This window comes from Colwellia asteriadis (assembly GCF_039523295.1).
In the GTDB taxonomy this organism is placed as follows: domain Bacteria; phylum Pseudomonadota; class Gammaproteobacteria; order Enterobacterales; family Alteromonadaceae; genus Colwellia; species Colwellia asteriadis.
This window is the reverse complement of the sequence record NZ_BAAAFA010000003.1, coordinates 73,005-98,035: the sequence shown is the minus strand read 5'-3', so window position 1 is coordinate 98,035 and position 25,031 is coordinate 73,005. Positions and strand designations below refer to the sequence as shown.

Annotated in this window: 16 protein-coding genes and 1 tRNA gene; 7 read left to right on the top strand and 10 right to left on the bottom strand. The window is 38.3% G+C overall.

All coding sequences use genetic code 11. From position 1 onward, the window contains the following. The first annotated feature begins 4 nt into the window (after nucleotides 1–4). From ABD005_RS05245 to metH, 4 genes are all read left to right on the top strand, one after another. The gene (locus tag ABD005_RS05245; RefSeq protein WP_343815811.1) at nucleotides 5–901 is read left to right on the top strand and encodes a LysR family transcriptional regulator ArgP; all 897 of its coding nucleotides are present in this window, start codon (nucleotides 5–7) and stop codon (nucleotides 899–901) included. Nucleotides 902–1,171: 270 nt separating this feature from the next. After that, nucleotides 1,172–2,221: a recombinase RecA gene (recA, locus tag ABD005_RS05240; RefSeq protein WP_215980837.1), complete on the top strand. Its 1,050-nt coding sequence runs from the start codon at nucleotides 1,172–1,174 to the stop codon at nucleotides 2,219–2,221. 634 nt (nucleotides 2,222–2,855) lie between these two features. Next, entirely contained in the window at nucleotides 2,856–3,806 is a 951-nt protein-coding gene (gene metA, locus ABD005_RS05235; protein ID WP_343815808.1) for a homoserine O-acetyltransferase MetA, read from the top strand. A 93-nt stretch (nucleotides 3,807–3,899) separates the two neighbouring features. Then, nucleotides 3,900–7,592 (top strand): methionine synthase, encoded by a 3,693-nt coding sequence (metH, locus tag ABD005_RS05230; RefSeq protein WP_343815805.1) that lies wholly within the window; start codon nucleotides 3,900–3,902, stop codon nucleotides 7,590–7,592. A gap of 160 nt (nucleotides 7,593–7,752) precedes the next feature. Here metH and hpf read toward each other — a convergent pair whose 3' ends face one another. From hpf to radA, 3 genes are all read right to left on the bottom strand, one after another. Beyond that, nucleotides 7,753–8,088, bottom strand: coding sequence for a ribosome hibernation-promoting factor, HPF/YfiA family (gene hpf, locus ABD005_RS05225; protein WP_215980840.1), 336 nt, complete (start codon nucleotides 8,086–8,088; stop codon nucleotides 7,753–7,755). Between the two features lie 277 nt (nucleotides 8,089–8,365). Beyond that, nucleotides 8,366–10,654, bottom strand: a complete 2,289-nt coding sequence (locus tag ABD005_RS05220; protein WP_343815803.1) for a S9 family peptidase — start codon at nucleotides 10,652–10,654, stop codon at nucleotides 8,366–8,368. Nucleotides 10,655–10,739: 85 nt separating this feature from the next. Beyond that, on the bottom strand, nucleotides 10,740–12,101 hold the full coding sequence (gene radA, locus ABD005_RS05215; RefSeq protein ID WP_215980843.1) for a DNA repair protein RadA: 1,362 nt from the start codon (nucleotides 12,099–12,101) through the stop codon (nucleotides 10,740–10,742). Nucleotides 12,102–12,285: 184 nt separating this feature from the next. On the opposite strand from radA, the gene ABD005_RS05210 reads away from it, so the two are divergent. Continuing rightward, nucleotides 12,286–14,766: a PilZ domain-containing protein gene (locus tag ABD005_RS05210; RefSeq protein WP_343815799.1), complete on the top strand. Its 2,481-nt coding sequence runs from the start codon at nucleotides 12,286–12,288 to the stop codon at nucleotides 14,764–14,766. Between the two features lie 84 nt (nucleotides 14,767–14,850). Here the strand turns inward: ABD005_RS05210 and serB are convergent, their stop codons facing one another. Beyond that, a complete protein-coding gene (serB, locus tag ABD005_RS05205) occupies nucleotides 14,851–15,849 on the bottom strand; it encodes a phosphoserine phosphatase SerB (protein ID WP_343815796.1) in 999 nt (332 codons plus the stop codon). A gap of 106 nt (nucleotides 15,850–15,955) precedes the next feature. On the opposite strand from serB, the gene ABD005_RS05200 reads away from it, so the two are divergent. Continuing rightward, the gene (locus ABD005_RS05200) at nucleotides 15,956–16,801 is read left to right on the top strand and encodes a hypothetical protein (RefSeq protein WP_343815794.1); all 846 of its coding nucleotides are present in this window, start codon (nucleotides 15,956–15,958) and stop codon (nucleotides 16,799–16,801) included. A 49-nt stretch (nucleotides 16,802–16,850) separates the two neighbouring features. Here the strand turns inward: ABD005_RS05200 and ABD005_RS05195 are convergent, their stop codons facing one another. The 3 genes from ABD005_RS05195 to prfC form a co-directional block, all read right to left on the bottom strand. After that, nucleotides 16,851–17,684 carry a TatD family hydrolase gene (locus tag ABD005_RS05195; protein WP_343815791.1) on the bottom strand — a complete coding sequence of 278 codons (834 nt, stop codon included), beginning with the start codon at nucleotides 17,682–17,684 and terminating at the stop codon, nucleotides 16,851–16,853. A 60-nt stretch (nucleotides 17,685–17,744) separates the two neighbouring features. After that, nucleotides 17,745–19,493: an arginine--tRNA ligase gene (argS, locus tag ABD005_RS05190; protein WP_343815788.1), complete on the bottom strand. Its 1,749-nt coding sequence runs from the start codon at nucleotides 19,491–19,493 to the stop codon at nucleotides 17,745–17,747. Between the two features lie 334 nt (nucleotides 19,494–19,827). Further along, complete coding sequence (gene prfC, locus ABD005_RS05185; RefSeq protein WP_343815785.1) at nucleotides 19,828–21,408, bottom strand: peptide chain release factor 3; 1,581 nt, start codon at nucleotides 21,406–21,408, stop codon at nucleotides 19,828–19,830. 254 nt (nucleotides 21,409–21,662) lie between these two features. Here prfC and ABD005_RS05180 point away from each other — a divergent pair, with 254 nt between their 5' ends. Further along, the gene (locus ABD005_RS05180) at nucleotides 21,663–23,453 is read left to right on the top strand and encodes a putative bifunctional diguanylate cyclase/phosphodiesterase (RefSeq protein WP_343815782.1); all 1,791 of its coding nucleotides are present in this window, start codon (nucleotides 21,663–21,665) and stop codon (nucleotides 23,451–23,453) included. Nucleotides 23,454–23,677: 224 nt separating this feature from the next. Here ABD005_RS05180 and rimI read toward each other — a convergent pair whose 3' ends face one another. The 3 genes from rimI to ABD005_RS05165 all read right to left on the bottom strand — a co-directional run bounded on the left by rimI (nucleotide 23,678) and on the right by ABD005_RS05165 (nucleotide 24,964). Next, the gene (rimI, locus tag ABD005_RS05175; RefSeq protein WP_343815779.1) at nucleotides 23,678–24,163 is read right to left on the bottom strand and encodes a ribosomal protein S18-alanine N-acetyltransferase; all 486 of its coding nucleotides are present in this window, start codon (nucleotides 24,161–24,163) and stop codon (nucleotides 23,678–23,680) included. Nucleotides 24,164–24,175: 12 nt separating this feature from the next. After that, nucleotides 24,176–24,577, bottom strand: a complete 402-nt coding sequence (locus ABD005_RS05170; RefSeq protein ID WP_343815776.1) for a DNA polymerase III subunit psi — start codon at nucleotides 24,575–24,577, stop codon at nucleotides 24,176–24,178. A gap of 310 nt (nucleotides 24,578–24,887) precedes the next feature. Then, nucleotides 24,888–24,964: transfer RNA gene (locus ABD005_RS05165), tRNA-Trp, on the bottom strand. Between the last annotated feature and the right edge of the window lie 67 nt (nucleotides 24,965–25,031).

The window sequence follows — 25,031 nt, the reverse complement described above, 5'->3', positions numbered from 1 at the left end:
AGTAATGAGCAGTTTTGATTATAAATTATTAGCAGCACTTACCGATGTTATTGAACTGCAAAGCTTTGAATTGGCGGCTAAAAAACTCTTTGTTTCACAGTCAGCCATTTCTCAGCGCATTAAAAGTTTAGAAGAATATATTGGTCAACCGGTACTCATTCGTAGTCAACCTATTGAGCTGACCGCAGCAGGGGAGCAGTTAGTTAATCACTTTAAAAAAGTTAAACAACTTGAAAATGAACTAGCACCAGTATTATCGCCAGACAAACCCTTAAAGCCGTTAAAAGTATCGTTAGCAGTTAATGCCGACAGTATTGCCACTTGGTTTATTCAAGCGATTACACCGGTACTAAAAAATAACCGAGTTGAATTAAACTTAATGATTGAGCATGAAGAACGAACATTAGACAAGTTACGCACGGGTGAGGCGATTGGTGCGGTAAGTGTTATAGAAAAGCCACTAAAAGGCTATCGCTCATTTCGGCTCGGAAAAATGGAATATTGCTTAGTCGCTAATACACACTTTAAGAATAAGTATTTTAAAAAAGGGGTAAATACAGAGTCATTAAAAATGGCTCCAGCAATTAGCTATGATCACAAAGATGACATGCATGTACGCTTTATTGCGAAACACTTTAAGCTAGCAGCAAGTGAGTATTATTGTCATAGCGTTAGATCATCTGAAGCATTTGTTGAGTTAGCCAAACAAGGAGTTGCTTATTGTTTGTTACCTAAATTGCAAATTGCGAACGAACTTGCCAGCGGTGAGCTGATTAATTTATTACCTGACAATGAGTTGATAGAAACCTTATATTGGCATAGTTGGGTTTTAGTAAAAGGCATTAATAAAAGTATTTCCCAGCAAATAGTCAAAGTTGGTCAGCAACAATTGGCTAGTTAACCCACCTTAAAACCCACTTGAAAATCAGTACTGATTATTACTGATTAGTACTGTATATTTTTTAAAAAACCGCATTAGTAACTTTTTTTAATAAAAATAAAAAAAGTTATCTACTCCTTTAAATGCCTTAAATTTCAACTAATTAAAAGTATCGGTTATTTTAAAAAACCTAAGCAATAAAAAAAAATTATAAAAAACTTGATACTGTACGCACTTACAGTATACTGAGCGCATTAAAACGAAATAACACAACTGCTCACGGAGTAATTTATGAAAGACGATAAAGAAAAAGCACTATCTGCTGCCTTAAGCCAAATAGAACGTCAATTTGGTAAAGGTTCAATCATGAAGCTTGGTGATAACCATACCATGGACGTAGAAACTATTTCTACAGGCTCATTAGGGTTAGACATTGCTTTAGGTGCTGGCGGTTTACCATTAGGTCGTGTCGTTGAAATTTATGGTCCTGAATCAAGTGGTAAAACTACCTTAACACTTGAAGTTATCGCCGAAGCACAACGTAATGGCAAAGTATGTGCGTTTATTGATGCCGAGCATGCACTTGATCCTATTTACGCTGAAAAATTAGGTGTAAATATTAGTGATTTACTTGTATCGCAACCTGATACTGGTGAGCAAGCGTTAGAAATTTGTGACATGTTAAGTCGTTCAGGCGCGGTTGATATTATTGTAGTTGACTCTGTGGCTGCATTAACGCCAAAAGCAGAAATTGAAGGCGACATGGGTGACTCACATATGGGCTTACAAGCACGTATGTTATCGCAAGCAATGCGTAAATTAACGGCGAACTTGAAAAAGTCTAACACTATGTTAATTTTCATTAACCAAATTCGTATGAAAATTGGTGTCATGTTTGGTAACCCTGAAACCACTACAGGTGGTAACGCATTAAAATTCTATGCTTCAGTACGTTTAGATATTCGTCGTATTGGTGCGGTTAAGAATGGTGACGAAATAGTCGGCAATGAAACACGTGTTAAAGTGGTTAAAAACAAAATTGCTCCACCATTTAAGCAAGCTGAATTTCAAATTCTTTACGGTCAAGGTATTAACAGTCTTGGTGAGTTAATTGAGTTAGGCGTTAAAAACGGCTTTGTTGAAAAAGCGGGTGCGTGGTATAGCTGTAATGGCGAACGTATTGGCCAAGGTAAAGCTAATGCCGCTAAATATTTAGAAGAGCATCCTGAAATGGCCAAGGATGTTGATACTAAGTTGCGCGATATGTTTTTATCGAAAGCGTTACCTGTAGTAGAAAGCCCAGAAGTGACAGAGCAAGAAGAAGACTTTTTAGCTGAGTAGTTAATAATTGTAGGCTTAATAGCCCTCATAGCACTAAACCAGTCACATCATATCTTAATAACGCAGCTTTAGACGTAAAGCTGCGTTTTTTATTGCTAGCCTTAAATTAATCGCACAACCTCATTTTACTAATCATATACTATTAATCATTTAGTCGTCTGTTCTCACTTCCTCATTACTCAGTTTTACCTAGGTTATATTGACTTAGACGTTTAAGCTGCCGCAGACGCCATCTTTAATTTAATTATAAGTTAACCTGAGAACGGCTTAATAAATGCTTCTCTAGCTGCTATTTTTCCTAACTTCTTCGTTAAATTTATTGGCAATAGGCCAGCTATTGACGCGAAATTTACCTTGCTTATCATATGAAAAGAAGAAAAACGGTCAAATCGATAATTGGTAATGTGATTCCTTCTTATATTTCAATATATTAAGGGTTATTTACCGAATTCAGGTTAAGTTAGTGAATACTGTGATGGTTGTTTGCTTTATACAGTTTTATATTACGATAGTGTTAGTGGTTATAGACGTCTATACGTTTAGATGTTGACATAGCTAGCAATCTAAGTAACATTGCATTATGTCGTCATTGTGTACTTTAGTTAGTGCTGTTTTATCTTAAATAGGTGTCCTTATGCCCATTAAAATACCCGATCAATTACCTGCATTATCTGTACTCGCGAATGAAAATATTTTCGTGATGTCAGAAAACCGTGCTGCGAGCCAAGAAATTAGACCTATGCAGGTGGCTATTTTAAATTTAATGCCTAATAAAATTGAAACTGAAGTACAAATACTACGAATGCTGGCTAATACGCCACTGCAAATAAACGTTGAGTTTGTTCGTATTCACGCAAACGAATCTAAAAATACGCCAAAAGAGCATTTAGAGAACTTTTACTATTTGTTCGATGATATTAAGCATAAACAATACGATGGCTTAATTATTACCGGCGCGCCATTAGCATTAATGGATTATAGTAAAGTGACCTTTTGGGACAAAATATGCGAAGTTTTTGACTGGGCTGAAAAAAATGTCACTTCAACCATGTTTTCTTGTTGGGCAGCACATGCCGCTTTATATCACCATTACGGTTTGAACCGTCATTTACGACAACAAAAATTGTCAGGGGTTTATCAGCATTACCCCTTAGTACCAACCGAAGAGTTAACCCGAGGTTTTGATGAGAGCTTTAATGTGCCACACTCACGTTATGGTTATATTGATGAAACCGATTATCAAAAAATTGATGATTTAACTATTTTGGCGCAGTCTGATGAAGCTGGCGTTTACTTAGTTGCAAGTAAAGATAAACGACAAGTGTATTTAACCGGTCACCCAGAATACGACACAGTAACTTTACATGAAGAATACCTTCGAGATTGTAAGAAAAGTAGCTCAACGGAATTACCAGTAAATTACTATCAAGACAATAATGTTAACAACAAACCGATGAGTTCATGGCGAAGCCATGGTTGTTTATTATTTACTAATTGGCTTAATTATTATGTTTATCAGATAACGCCATATCAGCTAGATGCTGATAATATGAGTGCTACTTGGAAAAATAAAACAGCAGAGTAAAAGTAGCTCAGTAGCATAAACTAAATAAAGCGGTGAATAAGCTATGCTTGACACGCTATTCAGAATTAAGAACACGATTACTTTGGATTAGATATGAAAAACCATCCCTCATTTGCATTATTTGAAGAGCAATTAGCTAATAACATCCTTATTCTTGATGGTGCTATGGGCACTATGATCCAAGCGTACAAGTTTGAAGAGCAGGATTTTCGCGCAGAGCGTTTTGCTGATTGGCATACCGATGTAAAAGGCAATAACGATATGTTAGTGCTAACACAACCTGAGGTGATTAAAGCAATCCATCTTGAGTATTTAGAAGCCGGTGCCGATATTCTTGAAACTAATACGTTTAATGCAACCACTATTGCCATGGCCGATTACGACATGGAAGAGTACAGTGCTGAAATTAACCGTGTTGCAGCACAAATAGCGCGTGAAGCAGCAGACGAATACAATAAGAAAACGCCAGATCGTCCGCGCTTTGTGGCAGGCGTTTTAGGTCCAACAAACCGCACTTGTTCAATATCTCCTGATGTAAATGATCCTGCGTTTCGTAACGTTACCTTTGATGAATTAAAAGATGCTTATATCGAGTCTACCTTAGCGTTAATTGAAGGGGGCAGCGATATTATTCTAATCGAAACTATTTTCGATACCCTAAATGCTAAAGCGGCTATTTTTGCAGTAGAAACAGTATTTGACCAGCTAGGGCAACGTTTACCTGTGATGATTTCAGGAACGATTACCGATGCCTCAGGTCGTACTTTATCGGGGCAAACAACCGAAGCATTTTATAATTCTTTACGCCATGCTAAGCCAGTATCATTTGGCTTAAACTGTGCGTTAGGCCCAGTTGAACTTCGCCAATACGTTGCTGAATTAAGCCGTATTTGTGATGTTGCTGTTTCTGCTCACCCTAATGCAGGCTTACCTAATGCTTTTGGTGAGTACGACTTTACTGTAGAAGACATGAACACCCATGTCGCCGAGTGGTCTCAATCAGGCTTTTTAAATATTATTGGTGGCTGTTGTGGTACAACGCCTGCTCATATTCGAGGTATGGCTGAAAGTGTTGCTAATGTTAAACCGCGTACAATTAAGCCGCGAGAAATTGCTTGTCGTTTGTCGGGGTTAGAAGCATTAACCATTCAAGAAGATAGTTTGTTTGTTAACGTAGGCGAGCGTACCAACGTAACAGGCTCTGCTATGTTCAAGCGTTTAATCGTTGAAGAAAATTATGAGCAAGCAATTGCTGTTGCACTACAGCAAGTAGAAAACGGCGCACAAATTATTGATATTAATATGGATGAGGGCATGCTCGATTCAAAAACCGCGATGGTGCGCTTTTTGAACTTAATTGCTGGCGAACCAGATATCGCTAAAGTGCCAATTATGATTGACTCTTCTAAATGGGACATTATTGAAGCGGGTTTAAAGTGCATTCAAGGTAAGGGCATCGTTAACTCAATTAGCTTAAAAGAAGGGGAAGAAAACTTCCGTCAACAAGCTGAGTTATTGCGTCGCTACGGTGCGGCGGTTATTGTGATGGCGTTTGATGAAGAAGGCCAAGCCGATACGCGCGAACGTAAATATGAAATTTGTCATCGTGCTTATCACATTTTGGTAGACGAAATAGGTTACCCAGCAGAAGATATTATTTTTGATCCTAATATTTTTGCTGTCGCCACTGGTATTGAAGAGCATAATAATTACGCGGTAGATTTTATTGAAGCCGTTGACGACATTAAGAAAAACTTACCGCATGCGATGATTTCTGGTGGCGTTTCTAACGTTTCGTTCTCGTTTAGAGGTAACAACCCTGTGCGTGAAGCTATTCACGCAGTGTTTTTATACTACGCCATTAAAAATGGTATGGACATGGGTATTGTAAACGCAGGCCAATTAGCCATTTATTCAGACTTGCCTGAGAAACTAAAACAAGCCGTAGAAGATGTTATTCAAAACAGTGATGACGGCGCCACCGAACGTTTACTAGATATTGCTCAAGAATACCATGGTCAAGCGGGTGGCCAAGTTGCTAAAGCTGATTTAGCTTGGCGTGAGCTACCAATTAGTGAACGCCTCGCTCATGCCTTAGTTAAAGGTATTAATGAATTTATTATTGAAGATACTGAAGAAGCCCGCTTAGCCGCCGAAAAACCTCTCGATGTTATTGAAGGACCGTTAATGGACGGTATGAATGTTGTTGGTGATTTATTTGGTGCGGGTGAAATGTTTTTACCACAAGTGGTAAAATCAGCACGTGTTATGAAACAAGCGGTTGCTCATTTAAATCCTTTTATTGAAGCGGCTAAAACCGAAGCAAGCAGTAACGGTAAAGTATTATTAGCAACGGTAAAAGGTGACGTACACGATATTGGTAAAAACATTGTTGGGGTTGTTTTACAGTGTAATAACTATGACATTATTGATCTTGGCGTTATGGTTTCTTGTGAAGAAATTTTACGAGTTGCCAAAGAAGAAAACGTCGATATTATCGGTTTATCAGGTTTAATTACGCCGTCATTGGATGAAATGGTACATGTTGCTAAAGAGATGAAGCGTACTGGACTTAAATTACCTTTATTAATTGGCGGTGCAACAACATCTAAAGCGCATACCGCAGTTAAAATTGAACCACAATACGACGAGCCTGTTGTTTATGTTTCTAACGCTTCGCGCGCGGTTTCTGTTGTTAGTAACTTATTATCAAAAGAACATAAAGCGGCATTTTTTGAAAGTACTAAAGAAGAGTACGTGCGTGTTCGTGAACGCCATTATAAAAAAGGTCCTCGCTCTAGTTTAATTAGCCTTGAAGATGCTCGAGCTAACGCGACAAAAATTAATTTTGACGATTACACTCCGAAGAAACCGAATAAACTCGGTGTTACTGTGCTTGATGATATTGATTTAAATGAGGTAAGAAAATATATCGATTGGACGCCATTTTTCATGACATGGCAACTATCAGGTAAATACCCACTTATTTTAAAACACGAAGTAATTGGCACTGAAGCAACTAACTTATTTAATGACGCTAATGCGATGCTTGACGATGTTATTAACAATAAGAAAATTTGTGCAAGAGCTGTTTTCGGGTTATTCCCAGCAAACAGTGTGCAAGATGATATTGAACTTTACACCGATGAAAGCCGCAGTGAAAAGTTAATGCGTCTACATCAGTTACGTCAGCAAAGTAAAAAACCAGCAGGGCAGTTTAACCGTTGTCTTTCTGATTATATTGCACCCGTTGATTCGAATATTGAAGACTATATTGGGGCGTTTGCGGTCTCAGCAGGTTTTGGTGTTGAAGAGTTAGTGAAGGTTTATGATGCAGATCACGATGCTTACAACTCTATTTTATTGAAAGCGGTTGCTGACCGATTAGCTGAAGCGAGTGCTGAATATTTGCATGAAAAAATCCGTAAGGAATACTGGGGCTTTGCACCCGATGAAGACTTAGATAACGATGCGTTAATTCGCGAAAGCTACCAAGGAATTCGTCCTGCACCAGGTTATCCTGCTTGTCCTGAACACACAGAAAAAGGTTTATTGTGGGAGTTACTCAATGTAAAAGAAAGCATTGATATGGACCTTACTTCAAGCTATGCAATGTGGCCAGGTGCTGCGGTGAGTGGTTGGTATTTCTCTCACCCAGAGTCAAAATACTTTGCGGTAGCGAAACTAGCAAAAGATCAGGTGTTAGATTACGCTGCGCGTAAAGGGATGACAATAGAGCAAGCCGAGCGTTGGTTATCTGCCAACCTCGATTACGAGCCAGAATAACCACAAGCTCGCTCGAGTTATTCTATTAAATAAACTTAAAAGGCTTCATTATAGTAAATAATGAAGCCTTTTTTGTGAGCTATAAGCTTATAAAACAATGCGATTATGAAAGCTGGGCAGGTATTTTATGCTCCTGAATTTAATCGCTATTAGTTAATACTTAACTTGACTGATATAAGTCTGTTTGCGGTACAACAAACTTATCATGGAATTTGGCTGATAAAACACCTTTACGACGAGCAAGGGCTACTTGGAGTTTTTTAGCAACTTTAGCGATAGCTACATACAACTGCTTATCGGACGCGTTAACGGTAACTTGTTCTCCTTCATACAGGGTTGTTACTTCAAGTTTTTGCTGATGCGGCTCAACGGTAATGGTTGAATTTAGCGTCATTATTGACGGATAATGCTTAGAGATTTTTGCAAACTTATTCTCGATAGACTGCTTGATACCTTCAGTGATTTCAACGTGGTGTCCAGAAATTTTAATTTTCATAGTCGTACCTCTTTAATTATCTTTCACTTGTTTTTAACTCTGTTTACATCTTCATATTCCTCCTTCATTCATAAAAATGCAACAATAAAATGTTAGTTAATTGCAATTAAATGTAACCTGAGAATAAGGTGTTTTTTTCGGTTGATTTAGCTAAAAATTAGCGTTAAATTGGAAGAGCCTCGGCAATAAAAAAGGGAAAATAACGAGGTTATTTTCCCTTAATATTAAATTGTTTTATTGCCTGATTATTACTTCATTATTGCTTCAAGCTAATAAATTAACCTGGTTTTTTAAAGTGACGATCGAAAAAATCAATAATCGTATTGTTTAAATGCACTTTTACTTTTTTACCGCGCATGCTGTGTTTACTGCCAGGGTAAGTCATTAATTCAAATATTTTATTCTCATCTTGCATTGCTTTGATTAATTTTGTGGTGTTGGTAAATAGCACATTATCATCAGCCATTCCATGATAAACCATTAGTGGGCCATTTAAACCTGAAATGTAAGGGAATACGCTGCTTTGCTCATAGCCTTGAGCGTTCACTTGAGGGTGGTTTAAATAGCGTTCAGTGTAATGAGTGTCATATAATAGCCAATCGGTAACAGGTGCGCCGCTAACGCCTGCTTTAAAGTAATCGCCAGCTTTAAACATGGTCATTAATGCCATATAACCACCGTATGAGTGACCATAAATACCAATACGTTCTTTATCTACGTACGGTAGAGTATGTAAAAATTTAACACCGGTAATTTGGTCGTTAACTTCAATATCACCTAACTTTTCATAAATAGGAAACTCAAAGGCAGTACCACGATAGTTTGAACCACGGTTATCAAGTTGGTACACAATGTAACCTTGTTGCACCATGTATTGAATCATATCTGCGCCTTGCCATTTGTTAGTAACGCGCTGAGCATGAGGACCGCCGTACACCTTAACAATTACTGGGTATTTGGTACCCGGTTGCATGTTCTTTGGTTTGTAAAGTTTATAAAATAAAGTTGCTTGACCGTCATCTGATTTCAATGAGCCAAATTCAGGCATAACAATGTCGTTGTAGTAAGGTGCTACAGGGTGGTTGTTAGTCACTTTGTTTTCAGCTAGCCAAGTAATGTGCTTACCATTTTTCTCGTGTAAACTGACTTGCGTTGGTGTTTCTATGTTCGAGAAGCTATCAATAAAGTTGCCACCTTTTGCAGCAAAGCTAATGCTGTGAAAGCCATTACGTTTTGTTAAACGTTGTACTTGCTCTGGTGATTTTCCAGCAAGTGGTACTTTATATAAATGACGCTCTAATGGGGTGTCTGCTCGACCAGTGAAATAAATCCAGCCATTCTTTTCGTCAACATATTTTAATGAATCAACAACCCAAGAACCTTTAGTAAGTTGCGCAATAAGCTTACCGTTAAGGTCAAAATGGTATAAGTGTTTGAAGCCATCGCGCTCTGATGCCCAAATAAAAGATTTGTTATCTTTTAAAAAATATAAGTCTTTATGTAGGTTTAACCAATGCGTTGACTGTTCGGTTAATAAGGTTTTTTGCTTACGCTTTTTAAGGTTGTAGGTCTTTAAAATCAGTTCTTTTTGATCTCTACTTTGCCACTGATAAGATAAGTTTTCGCTATCGGCTAACCATTTTACTCTAGGGATATAAATATCCTTGTTGTCACCAGTGTCAATAAAGCGTGTTTTTTTACCTTTAATATCAGTAACTGCAAGCTGAATATGCACATTATTAGTGCCAGTGGCAGGGTAACGTTGTTCAATTAATTCAATGTTCTCAGCGTAGATTTCGTTGCGAATAACGGTTTGTACCGGTGATTCATCAACACGTAAAAAAGCGAGGTGTTTTTCATCAGGTGACCACCAATAGCCCGTCATTCGTCCCATTTCTTCTTGGGCAACAAACTCACTCATGCCATTTTTGATAACGCCACCGCCATCTTTGGTGAGTTGACGTTCATTATTCGAACTTATATGGCGGACATAAAGGTTTTGCTCTCGAATGTAAGAAACATAATTTCCTTTTGGAGAGAATTTTACATCGGTTTCAAAGCCTTCAGTTTGCGTTAAACGTTTCGAGGTTTTAGTGGCAATGTGATAATAATAGATGTCACCATTTAGTGGAAATAGCAAGGCAGTGCCATCTGCCGAAAACTGATATTCCATAATACCAAAGCCATACATTCGTTGGCGCTCACGACGTGCTTTCTCTTCGTCAGATAAGGTTTCAGTACCACTAAAAAGGGCTTGTGAGTCAACCAACAGCTTGTTTTCTTTGCTCGCTAAATTGTACTCCCATAAGTCGTAACGGTGTAAATCATCGGCTTTACCTTGTAAATAGGTCACGCGATTACCATCAGGTGAGAATTTTAATGACTTGGGTGTTTGCCCGTTTAATGAAGGCGCGCTGAAAATTCTTTCTATAGTTAATTTTTTTTCGCTTTCAGCAGTAATGCTGGCTGATGTTGCTAACTCATTAGATTCAGCAGCATAGGCACTTAATGGTAATATTAAAGAGCAAGTTAGAGTGAGTAGTGCTTTTTTTACAGTAAATTTCATAAATAGATTTCAGTTTTTAAATGTTTGATGAATATTGTTATTTTGCAAATAGCTGCTTAGTATTTTAGCTCGGGAGCCGTTATAGTTAAATCACTTCAAGGGCATCACTTAGCTTTCTTACGCCAATAACTTCCATATCAGGAATGGGTTGCTTTGGCATATTATTAAAAGGCACTATAGCACGCTTGAAGCCATGTTTAGCGGCCTCATTAATACGTTCTTGTCCACTTGGAACTGGGCGTATTTCACCCGAAAGACCCACTTCGCCAAAAATAACTAAGTCTTGCGGCAGTTCAGTGTTTTTAAAGCTTGATACTAATGCCAAAATTAAGGCTAAATCAATACTTGTTTCGGTCACTTTAACGCCACCGACAACATTGACAAAAACATCTTGGTCGTTTAGTTGCAAACCACCATGTCGATGTAATATTGCGAGTAACATTGACAACCTGTTTTGATCAGCGCCTACGGCAACACGTCTTGGATTACCTAATGCGGAATGATCAACCAGCGCCTGAATCTCAATTAATAATGGCCGCGTTCCTTCCCATAATACCATAACGACACTGCCGGGTGTTTGCTCATCACTTCTGCTGAGAAAAATAGCTGACGGGTTTTTAACTTCTTTTAAACCGGCCCCAGTCATGGCAAATACACCTAGCTCATTGACAGCACCAAAACGGTTTTTATTACCACGTAAAGTACGGTAACGAGAGTCGGCGGTACCTTCAAGCATAATAGAACAATCAATACAGTGTTCTAGTACTTTAGGGCCAGCCAGTGAACCATCTTTGGTTACATGGCCAACCAGTAACATCGCTACGTGATGCTGCTTAGCAAAACGGGTTAAATACGCGGCGCTTTCTCGAACTTGTGAGACACTCCCCGGCGCTGATTGAATATCACTCATGTGCATTACTTGAATTGAGTCAATAACCATAATGCGCGGCTTTTCTTTTGCGGCGATATTACAAATATTTTCGACGCTAGTTTCAGATAACATTTGCAATTTATTGGTAGGTAGCCCTAAGCGTTTTGCTCGCATAGCTACCTGCTGCAATGATTCTTCACCGGTAACATACAGTGCTGGCATTTGCTCAGCTAAAGTACACATGGTTTGTAATAATAAGGTACTTTTACCTGCGCCAGGCTCTCCACCAATTAAAATGGCACTGCCAGGTACAATACCGCCGCCAAGTACGCGATCAAACTCGCTAAAAGCAGAGCTAAAACGAGGTAAGTCAGTTAAATCTATTGAATCTAAGGTTTGTACTTTGGCTTCTGTAGCACCCGCAAAACCGGCAAAGTTACCGCCGCGAGCTGGCGCTTTAGCTTGTCTAAACTCTGAAATGGTATTCCAAGCTTTGCAGTCGGTACATTGCCCCAACCAGCGAGCGTATTCTGAGCCGCAATCAGTACAAACATAAGCTGTTTTTGTTTTAGCCATGTTAATCCTTTATTTTCTTTTATTATGCGAAGTAGCTGGTGTAATATTTGCTTAGTTAATAATCGTTATATTTTTGACGATTATTAATGACTTATTGACAGCAAATTATAATGATTTTACTGTCATTGTCTAAGTTAAATAGTTGTGTCTATCTCCGTAGTTAAAATAATTAATAAGAATTTCTATGAATAAAGATTTTTCCAAGCACCAATCGCTTATCGATGCTTTTCGAGGCCTTGCTAATAAAGCTAATTTTGATACTAAATTTGCAGCTGCCGCAGGACACATCCCCAAAACCGAAAAGTTTCTGCTAAAAATGGAATTAAAGCGCTTGGGCAGCCCCTGTACCCGAGGTATAGATTTGCGTGGTTTGGTTGATGGAGAATGTCAGCTATTTGACTATCAAGGGCAAAGCCATTTTCTAGATGATATTGCTATTCGAGTATTTGAAGAACATGCTGAAATTTATGGCGGTTATACCTTTGGCGTTTATGAGGCGGTAAAAAACACCGAGAATAATTTTCGCAATATTTACCAAGCAGAACAATGGAGTGCTGATAATGCGCTTGCGCAAACACAAGTGCCTTCGCCAACCAATGTTATTGATAAAACACAATATCCTGCCAGCTTATATTACTTTGATAATTACCCTAATAGGGCTGAAGAGCGGATGAACTTCGCTATTGCGATTGAAATTACGCTAAACAATAAACGTGTTATAGAAGCTACTAGTGTAGATATTAGTGTCACAGGCCTAAAAATTAAGTTAATTAACCAAGCCCCGATGTCAAACGGTGATGTAGTAAATGTTTTTTTTACCGGCTTTGAGCAAGATTTTCAATTTACTAAAGACAGTGTTTTTAGTTATCAAGTTCAGAATGTTTTTTGCGATAAAGCTATGCAACTTGTTGGACTAAAGCGTATAGATGAAGATGAAAATAGTTTCTCTCGTTTTTTACATGGCTATATTCAAGGGCATAAACGCCGATATAAAGTGAATTTAGATAATACTATTAACGCATTACAGGCGAGAATATTTGAGCAATTCACGTTATTAAAAATTAATGAATTGCCTGTATTCATGGCCAAGGATAATAAATCTTTCTTACCTCGTTATGCATTAACTACCGTTAATAATCAAGATTGTTATCATTATTGGCGTGATGAGAGAAAAAATTCCACCTTAAATTTTTTAATTACTGAAGAGCGCTTTTCGCGCATGCAAACAGCTCAAGAGCAAGGGCGTAATTTACTTGTTTTTAGCTTTGTTCATATACACCAAGGAGCAAAATTCTTTTATTCGATGGATGATCAGCAAAGAATGAGTGATGAAGACTTCTTTGTGAAATTTGTTGCTTTTGCTGCGTCGAAAGCTTCTTTTGCTATTACCGCTTTAAGCTATCGTGAGGTTACGTCTAACCAAGGCTACTCTCCTTATACCACGGCAAATATTGAAACTAAGCAGCAAAGTTACCTTAATTTACCATTAACACCCGAGGTGGAAGAAAAAATTGCCCAACTGCCTTTAGTTGTTTCAGCGTTAGATTTAACGAGTGAAGCGCGTGTTGATGAATATAAACAGTTATCTTATGAGGGGATTGACCTCGCTAAATTAAAGTTGTTTGGACATAAACGTTTAACTAGCGCGATAACCGTAGATGAAATAGCTATTAACTATGGTAAACAACGTCAAGAATTGCGTTTTAAATATAAAACCCCAGCAATTATAGAATGTCAGTCTGTTAAGTGGTCTGGTGTTTCTGCCGACTTTTCAATGTCGGGTTTGAAGATTGAACTTGATGCGCCCGCAATGCTATCGGCGGGCGACATAGTGTCACTAAGTTTTCCTGATTTGCAAAAAATTACGTCGGCATTTGATCTTAACGCACTCCCTTATAAAGTGGTGCGTATTAATAAAGAAAAAACCACGGTGAACTTACGTGTATTAGTAAAAGAACATCAACATATTGGGCGCTCTTTCTTTAAACTATTGATTGAGAAAAATAAGCATAAACTCACCCCAGATGAATATGCAATGCTTACTCCCGGTTTGTCATCAGCGCTAAGGACCCTGTATGCGGTTAATTTATCGATACCATGCGCTATGGTGCAAACCAGCGGTAGCCGCTATAAAGTAGAAGCCCTCGTTTTAGGTAAATATGCACATCAAAATGCCCCGAAAAGTGAACAAAACTTATTAAGTAGCATGCTGGAGTTAAGTGACCAAGCTAATCGTTATAACCTCTATCCCTTGCTTAGTAACTTGCAAATAATGAATTTGTTAGATCAAAAGCTAAAGAAGATACTGCCGGGAGATAAGTCAGTTAATGAGTTGGCTTATATTACCATTAACCCTAACGTGGAGCAGGTTGATAAAGCGGTATCTGTTAGGTTGGCTAGTGAGTTTGAAACACCTGAATTAAAGCGATTTTTCATCAAGAAAGCGTTAATGCGTGGTCAATTTTATGCCTTAGAAGTCAGGTTGTCTCGTAGTATGGAGCCACAAATAGAGCATTTACATGCTGAGCTTAGCTATATAAGCGCATACGCTATACATAGAGGAAAACAGCTAGAGCAAGAGATATTTAGTGTGGCAGGCTTAGTGCAACTGTGTGATATGACTCAAGAAACTTTGTTAAGAAATCAATTATTGGCGATAGCTTAATGCATAAAGCTATTATGGTTGAATAATGTGTGCTTAACAATAAAAGCTAAGCGCACATTATTAATTTCAGCCTATGGCTAAGCGTTATGCCAACCAGTGTAGCAAACAATCTAAACCTTGATGGTTTATGCTAGCATCTGCTTGGGCTAAAACAATGGGTTTAGCATGAAATGCAACACCAAACGACGCTGCAGCCATCATCACTAAATCATTAGCGCCATCACCCATAGCAACGGTTTGTTGGTGCGGAATTTGATATTGCTCACTTAAAATGGCAAGTGAGTCAGCTTTAACTTGTGCATCGACCACTGAGCCGAGTACCTTACCCGTTAACTTACCATCCACAATCTCTAAAGTATTAGCAAAAGCAGCATCTAAGTGTAAAGTATCTTTTAGGTGGTCGGCAAAATAAGTAAAACCGCCTGACGCTATCGCAATGCGCCATTGATGTTTTTTAAGCTCAGTAATAAGCTTTTCTAAGCCAGCCATTAGCGGAATATCTTGGGCAACAGCGGCTAAAATACTTTCAGGGGAGTTAGCTAAGGTTGCTACCCGTTGATGTAAGCTTTGTGCAAAATCAAGCTCACCTAACATGGCACGCTCGGTTACTTCAGATACTTGCTCGCCCACACCCGCTAATTTAGCTATTTCATCAATACATTCTATTTCTATGGTGGTTGAGTCCATATCCATTACCAGTAATCCGGGCTCTGCTAAACAAGGCACATTTTGTAATAATGCGGCCTCAATCTTATTTTCTAAAGCAAATTGTGCAACAGCTTTTCTTGCTTGATCAAAGTCTGAGCAGGTTACATAAAAACGATAACTGGTTAAGTTATTACGGGTATTCGCTTGGTGAAGGGCTGTTATCGAAAGAACAGCGTAGCTTTGTAGCGCTAATAATTGTTGTAAGCTGGTTTGCGAAAATACAACAAGTTCAATAGATTGAGTTGTTGGTGTTGCATTTACTTCAATAAGATCGATAGCTTGCTCATTAAGACTAAAACTAACCGGTAGGTTAATTGGCTGCTGTGATAAATACTGTTCAAGTGAAAGGGGTAAAACATTGGCAGAAAAAGACACGTTAACTCTCTTTTATAGGTATAAGTAAAAATAATAAACTTCACATCAGTTAACAATCTCACTATAGTGACACTATCAACTTGTTATATAGTTATTTTGATTTTTTATGAAGCAAGCCGAACAGCCTTTATACCCTAAATTATCGTCGATTTATAATAAAATTCTGCAATTAGCTAGTGCTATTTTGCTTATAGTCGTGCTGATGAACATGTGGCAGGCAACAGGTATTAAAAATCGAGATAATTTAGCGGAGCATTTTAACTACATTGCTAAACAGCAGTTACAGCAAGCTTCGGTAGGGACCGCCACCATAATGGCGCAAGAATATGACGGTAATCAACGTAATAAAGAGACCTTACAAACTTACATTAATGGCTTGAATGAAGTAGATTTTATTAAACAAGTGCACCTGTATGACCCTACTGGTTTACTTATAGCGTCTAGCCAAATAATTAACACTAACAATAATAACCCCCTTATTGAGCAAGATAACGAGTCTGCAGAAAATCAAGATGAAAGACTGGTAAATACAGCACAACAAGCAAAAAGTATTAATGACTTATATGGTATTACCTTAGGGGAAAATAATACGAGTGATCGGTATACCCCTTTTGTGCAAGAAATACGAACAGATAAATTACTAGGCTATTTGCGCTTTACCATTGAGCAGTCTTACTTGACTGATATTCTTGCCAAGGCGGATGAAGACCAACAGGCGCTGTTTCGATTAATGCTATTGTTAGCTGGTTTTGTTGGTTTTTTATTAACACGCGGCTTTAATCGCTTTAGTCGCCGTAGTTACCGTTTGAAAAAAGCTATTGAACGTGAGAAAAAGATAATTGCCCAGAGCCAACAAAGTAGTGATGTTAATAGTGCTGATGTTAATAAGCCTGCTTTAAGCGCTGCTAGCAGTTCAAGCGAAAATATTAGCGCGAGTAAGAGGGAAGGTTAGTCATACGTACAAAGAGTTAATTAGCAGCCTCTATGTCAGTTAATACAAGCTATTTGCTAAAAAACATGTCGTCTAGGTTTTTTTCTAGTTGCGTAGCTATTACTTCAGCACTTTCAGCTCTGATCTCACTCAACACCTGAAACACATTAATAATATGGACTGGACTATTAGGCTGACCGATAACACCACCTGCTTCAATACTGATTGGCATTGAAGGTGCATCAGTCTCTAAAACTAAGCTTTCAAGAGGTAAGCGCTTTATTGCATTGATGGTTTTTTTGGCTCTGGGGTAAGTAATAGTGCCCCCAATACCGAGTTTAAAACCTAAATCAAGATAGCTTTTAGCTTGCTGATAACTACCAGAAAAACCGTGAATAATCCCCGCTTTTGATAACTGATATTTTTTCAGCCTCGGGACTATTTTATCGTGTGATTGCCTATGGTGAATAATCACGGGCAATTGCTCTGCTTTGGCTAAATTTAGTTGAAAATCAAAAAACTGATATTGCTTAGCCCAGTTATCTTCAATTGATTGACCATGCTCTGGGGCTTTTTTAGCAATAGCGCCATCAAGGCCGGTTTCACCAATAGCGATAATATCGCTGCGCGTTTGCGCTACTTTATTAGCAAGCTGTTCGAGGTGGATATCGGTTAACTTATCTAAAAACCAGGGATGAATGCCTAAACAAGGGTAAAGAGATACCTGTGTTTTTTCCTTAGGATGCTGCTTAGGAAGCGCTAAAACGCTATCAAAATTAGCAGGAAGTATTGCGGGAATAATAATGCGGTTAATAGCAAGTTGCCGACATTGTGTTAACAGCGTCGGCAACTGTGCGGTAAATACTTTATCGTCTAAGTGGCAATGGCTATCAGTAAATTTCATCTATTCACTACCCTTAGGGCTGTTAAGCTTTCTTGAAAGCTCAACAGCTTTTAGTCGCTTTTACATGCGATCCATGACTTCAATGCCTAAAATATCTAGGCCTTGCTTAAGTGTTTTAGCGATTAACTGACAAAGTGCTAAACGAGACTCTTTTACCTCAGTTGCAATGCCGTCTTTAAGAATAGGACAGGCTTCATAAAAGCTCATATAAAGACTCGCTAATTCGTATAAATAATTACATAGCAAGTTTGGCGTGCCTTCACTGATCACCGCATCAACAACATCTTCAAGTTGTAACAGTTTTAACGCTAGGGCTTTTTCTTGTGGCTCAACAATATTAATTTTTGCGTCACTGCTTAATGCGTCAGCTTTTGAATTTTCTGCCTTTGAAAATATGCTTTGAATACGTGAGTAAGCGTACTGTAAATAAGGTGCTGTCGCGCCTTCAAAACTTAACATTGTTTTCCAGTTGAAAATATAATCACTGGTACGGTTTTTCGATAAATCGGCAAACTTAACTGCGCCAATACCAACTTTTTCTGAGATAACCTTTAAGTCATCGTCATTAATTTCAGGGTTCTTTTCTTTAATTAAGGCGCTGGCACGAACAATGGCTTCATCAAGCAATTCAGCTAACTTAATGGTTCCACCAGTACGGGTTTTAAATGGCTTACCATCATCCCCCATCATCATGCCAAATGGACAATGCTGGTAACCAACACTTTCAGGTAAGAAGCCAGCTTTACGGGCAACTATTTCTACCTGCTTAAAATGCAGTGATTGGCGTGCGTCGGTGAAAATAATAATGCGATCTGCGGCTAATTTACCACTACGGTAACGACAGGCAGATAAATCGGTGGTGGCATATAAGAAACCGCCACCTGATTTTTGTACAATAAAGACTGATGGCTCGCCATCTTTGTTAGCCATTTCTTCAATAAAAACTACTTTAGCACCTTGGTCTTCAACGGCAATTTCTTTTGCCATTAATTCATCAATCACAGTTGATAAGTCATCGTTGTAGGCGCTTTCACCCATAATATCAGCACGTTTTAATGACACATTTAGCTTAGCGTAAATCTCTTCGCTATGAGTGATAGAGATATCAATAAATTGCTGCCAAAGCTTGGCACATTGCTCGTCACCACTTTGCAGTTTAACCACATCAGCGCGTGCTCTATCAGCAAAACCTTCTTCGTTATCAAAACGAATTTTTGCTTCACGGTAAAAATTTTCTAAATCGGCAAGGGCGGTTTCAGCCACTTCATTACCCGCAAGTTTGTCGCTTAAATGCGCGATAAGCATACCAAATTGTGTGCCCCAATCGCCCATATGGTTTTGGCGAATAACCTTATCACCGCGAAACTCTAATGCGCGTACTACCGCATCACCAATAATGGTTGAGCGTAAATGACCTACGTGCATTTCTTTGGCTAAATTAGGCGCAGAGTAATCTACTACTACCGTTTGTGGAGTGGCACGCTGTGTTACCCCAATAAATTTATCTTGCGCTACGTTAGCAAGCTGCGCTGCTAACCAGTTTTGGCATAGGTGAATATTGATAAAACCAGGGCCTGCTAGCTCAACTTTACTCGCAATACCGTTTAAGTCTAACTGTTCAACTACTTTAGTGGCTAATTCACGAGGATTGGTTTTTAACTTTTTAGCTGCACCCATGACGCCATTAGCTTGGTAATCACCAAATTCAACACGGTTAGATAAACTAATGGCAGGATTAGTATCGGCAGGCAAACCCGCTTCAGTCATTGCTGCACTAACTTTTTCAGAGAGGATCTGTTTAATATTCATATTATGTCTCGTTTATTTTCTACTTAGCTCGGTAGGTTTCTCTAGTAACTGAGGTAAACAAGCGATACGCGTAAACTCATCCATGGGGCTTAACATAAGCATCCATGCTTATGAAAATCGCTGTTACTACCATCAGTAACTCGGCTGAAAAACTCTACGGTGCTATATTGTTATCAGAGCTAGCACAGAGCAAATTTTATTTCTTAACGCTTCCATATTGGCAAGCTCGGTTTTGCAAACTAAATTGGATTTTAGCAAAGCGGGCAATGAATTTTATCAGGGAGCTTAGTGTCCTAAGTGACTTGATAAAATTCAGACGACAATGCCGCAAAAATTAGTGTTCACGTGTCGAGTGAAACTTAATATCTGGATGGCGCTCTTGCGCTAACGACAAGTTAACCATAGTAGGCGCAATATAAGTTAAGTTATCACCGCCATCTAACGCTAAGTTATCACCCGCTTTCTTTTTAAATTGCTCTAAAGTGCGTTCATCATCACAAGTACACCAGCGTGCAGTTGCAACACTAATTGGCTCATAAATCGCTTCAACTTTATATTCTGTTTTAAGGCGCTGCACGACTACTTCAAACTGTAATACACCAACCGCGCCAACAATCATATCGTTGTTAATAAAAGGTCTGAATACTTGTACCGCACCTTCTTCAGATAGTTGTATTAAGCCTTTTTGTAGTTGTTTCGCTTTTAAAGGATCGCGTAAGCGAATGCGGCGGAACATTTCTGGAGCAAAGTTTGGAATGCCACTAAACTTCATCATTTCACCCGAAGTAAAGGTATCACCAATTTGAATACTACCGTGGTTGTGTAAACCGATAATGTCGCCTGCAAAAGCTTCTTCAACATTAGAACGATCGCCAGCCATAAAGGTTACCGCATCGGCAATTTTTACATCTTTGCCTAAACGTACTTGCTTCATTTTCATGCCTTTTTCATACTTGCCTGAACAAATACGCATGAAAGCAATACGGTCACGATGTTTTGGATCCATGTTGGCTTGAATTTTAAAAACAAAGCCTGAAAACTTTTCTTCTTCGGCGTGAACTTTACGTAAATCTGTTTCGCGAGGTAGTGGCTTAGGTGCCCATTTAGTTAAGCCATCTAGCATGTGATCAACACCAAAGTTACCTAATGCCGTACCAAAAAATACTGGCGTTAATTCGCCAGCTAAAAACTCGTCTAAATCAAATTCGTGTGATGCACCTTGCACTAGCTCAAGCTCTTCACGTAAATCATCGGCATAACTGCCAACCGCGGTGTCTAGCTCAGGGTTATCCAACCCTTTGATGATACGAACTTCTTGAATAGTATGACCTTGGCCAGACTGGTATAAAAAAGTTTCATCAGTTACTAAATTATAAACGCCTTTAAATTCTTTACCCATGCCAATTGGCCAAGTAATAGGAGCACATTTAATTTTAAGTACGTCTTCAACTTCATCCATCACTTCCATTGGGTCACGCACATCGCGATCCATCTTGTTCATGAAGGTAATAATTGGCGTATCACGTAAACGCGTGACTTCCATTAATTTAATGGTTCGGGCTTCAACACCTTTGGCAACGTCAATCACCATTAGGCAAGAGTCAACCGCTGTTAAGGTGCGGTAGGTATCTTCAGAGAAGTCTTCATGACCAGGGGTATCTAACAGGTTTACTAAACAGTCATTATAAGGAAACTGCATTACTGAGGTGGTAATTGAAATACCACGATCTTTTTCCATTTCCATCCAGTCTGATTTTGCATGCTGACCAGATTTTTTACCTTTTACCGTACCTGCTTTTTGTAGCGCTTGACCGAACAAAAGAACTTTTTCAGTGATGGTGGTTTTACCCGCATCAGGATGAGAAATAATAGCAAAGGTGCGACGAAGATCGACTTGCTTTTGTTGAACTGACATGCAGGAACCCTTAAATGAAGACGTTAAAATAGTAGCAATAATAAACTCGACATTATAACGAATTTAGCTCACTAAAGTCATTCAAAGAGTGAGAAATATCTGCTTTATAGTGAAATTAATACCAAGCCGCTTTCTATAATTCAATTATTTATAGCTAACTATTTGCTACAACATGTTATTTTGGACAGAAAAGACCTAGAAAATCACAAGTTATTGACGTAAGGTTAATGTGGGTTTTCTAAAGAGCTATTTATATGAATAAAAATCAGGATGGCTTTAATTTTCTTCTAGCCGGTATTTTTTTATTATTGCTAGGTATTGTTTATAGTACTTTTTTAGCACTGCATCATGAATTTGCTCCTGTTGTCACATACAGTGTTGCTTGCGTATTATTATTGGCTGCTTATTTTAGTAAGTATCTAAACATTGGCTACGATATTCGTCAAGCGTCAAGTTTGGTCGCTTTTGTTATTATTGTCGTTAGCGGTATTGTTTTTCCAAACGATCTTGAATCCATTGAAGAAATGTATTTATTGATCCCTCTGATTTTTTTATTTGTTTTACCTGGCTCCATGTGGCCTATTTTTATTGCTTTTGGTTTATTAAGCGCTTACTTACCCTCAATGGCAGATCATGAATTATCTGATCTTATTGAAGATGGGTTAGAGCTTATTGTTATTAGCTCATTTGCGACCATCATGACCTATTTTCAACAAAAGTCCTTAAAGCAAATGGAGCACTTTAAACTTGACAGTTATACAGACTATTTAACCGGATTGTTTAACCGTAAAAAGTTCATGGAGTATATGACTATATTTCAACAGCGACATAAAAAAAATGAGCAGTCAGGTTTCGCATTGTTAACTTTTGATTTAGATGACTTTAAAAAGATAAATGATCAATTAGGGCATTTAGCGGGTGATCAAGTGTTAAGGCAAATGGCAATAAGGTTAGATAAAATAAGCCATGGTAATGCTATTGCTTTTAGAACAGGTGGCGATGAGTTTGCTTTTATTCTGAGCAGCGATGATAAAAACACCTTATCACAACAAAGCCAATTGTTAGCGCAGCAATTAATTGCTTTTTCTGAGCAAGCTTATCGAGTATCTACTAAAAAGTTTTTCGTTTCATCGAGTATTGGTATTGCTTTGTACCCACAAGACGCTGTTGAAATTGAAACCTTATACAGTAATGCTGATTTGGCGATGTATAAGTCAAAAGAAAAGGGGCGTAATTGTTACTCGTTTTATGACACCCGAATTATGGAAGCCGCAACACGACGTTATGAACTTGAAGATGCTTTAAAAACAGCGATAGTAAACAATGAATTATTTTTACTATATCAACCTAAAGTTTGTTTAAGCACTGGTAGAGTTCATTCAGCAGAAGCGTTAATCCGCTGGGAGCATCCTAAGTATGGTTTAATTAGTCCCATGGAGTTTATTCCTATTGCTGAAGCTAGTTTAGCGATTATACCTATAGGACAATGGGTACTCGAACAAGTTTGCTTGCAAAGTGCTAGGTGGCAAGCTTATCCACACCTAACCAGTATTGCTGCTAACGTTTCGTCGGTGCAGTTAACCGATAGTAACTTTATCAATGTTGTTAAAAGTGCTCTGGCAAATGCTAACTGTGCTGGTGAGCGTTTAGAGATAGAACAAACAGAAAGCTGGTTTATGGATGACCCTGATAATAACGTTAAAATTTTAAGCGAAATTAAAAAACTAGGTGTTCAGTTATCACTCGATGACTTTGGCACAGCGTACTCATCATTGAGCCAGCTAGGTAGGTTACCATTAGATATTTTAAAAATAGATAAGAGCTTTATTGACGATTGTGTGCATAACGATCGCGACCATATGATAGTGCGTACTATTATTCAGCTAGGCCATAACTTAGGTATGAAAATAGTCGCTGAAGGGGTTGAATATGAAGCACAGCGGGAGTTACTTGAGTTGGAAGGCTGTGAGTTTTATCAAGGCTATTTATATGCTAAACCTGTAACGGCGCAAGAGTTTGAAGCCTTGTTAGTTGCAGAGTATTAGTTGTAGCTTGTTAGTTGCTGAGTGTTAAACGCTTTTGTATGTTTTTCAGATTTCAGATTTCAGATTTCAGATTTAGATTCAGGTTCTAAGCTTAGGTTTTAGATTTTAGGTAAGAATGTAAAATCGGCTGAACCTAAAATCGACTGAACCTAAAATCACAAGGCCCGACACTGTATATTTACAGCATAAGGCTAGCTTAAGGAAACTTGTATTGAAACTTTAAATCAACAGGTTAGCGACATTACAATAGCGTCTTCATAACCAAAGCCGCTACTACTTGGGTAGTAGCCAGTACGACGATTAACTTCAATAAAGCCAGCATTCATATAAAGCATTTGCGCACTAATATTTTTAGCGCGTACTTCTAGCCATACTTTAGTGGCGCCTTGAGCTTTAGCTTGCGCTAAAAATTGCCATAACAACTGTTTGCCATAACCATTGCCTTGTTCGTTTGGTGTTACACAAATGTCCATTAAGGTCGCTTCACCTAAAATGTACTCACCAACATAAAAACCAATAATTTCGCTGCAGTCTTGTGTGTTGCTTACTTGAGCATATTCACCAAAATAGCGACCGCCGATACAACTATTAAAGGTTTTTTCACTCCAAGGGTGCGAGTGACATGCTTCTTCTATCGGCATAAGTACCGACATATCGTCCGTGTTAATATTATTAAAGCGCAGTATGTTAGTTTTAGTGTTTTTTGTCATAATTTAATGAGCTTATAAAATTTCCGTATTAAGAGTGTGCCACAGTGCTTTTTTTAATGTCGGGGAGTTAGCTATTTCGTTAATGCTTGGTGTGAATAGTTGGTTGTCGCGATAAGTTATCTCAGCAGTTTTATCTTCTTGGTTTACTGAAGCATTAGCGTCATTACTGAAAAAGAACCAATTAAATAACCCTAAGTTAAGGCTTTGCTCTTGTTGAGTTACTTCACCAATACTCAAGTCTATTGCTAAGAGAATATCATTAAAACAGCGGTTGTTAGTTAATGACTCTAGGTTGGGCATTTTGTAGTGAGTCGTTACTTGTGCATGGTTTTGCTCTGTTTTTTTAGTACGCTTTTGCCAAAGCGATATTCCCATTTCGGTTAATTGATCAAATTGTCGAGTGTTAATAGCCATAAATAAAGCTTATCAATGTGCCTGAAAAAGAGTGAAAAGTAAGGTTAATTATGGGGTGTATCATGACAGATTAAGGCGTTAACGTATAGCGTTCGAGCAATAAGTCAAAATGCGGCTATTAAGCGCAAAGCGATAAAGTGGTGTTAGCTAGAAATAAAGTAGAATTTTAAAGGGACTTTTGCAAGACGCCAAGTGAAAGAACAAGGAAAAATAAAAGAAAAATCAAGTAAATTAATGTATTAAGAAGATTAAAGTATTAGTAATGGATAAATAAATCTAGGGGAAGTATAAGAATATACAGAAGAGAAAATGGCAGGGGTGGAGAGACTCGAACTCCCAACCATCGGTTTTGGAGACCGCTGTTCTACCAATTGGAACTACACCCCTGCAACAGATTCGAATTATACTGATAGCGAACCAAAGGTAAAGCTTAAAATTAGCTTTTTTTTATAAT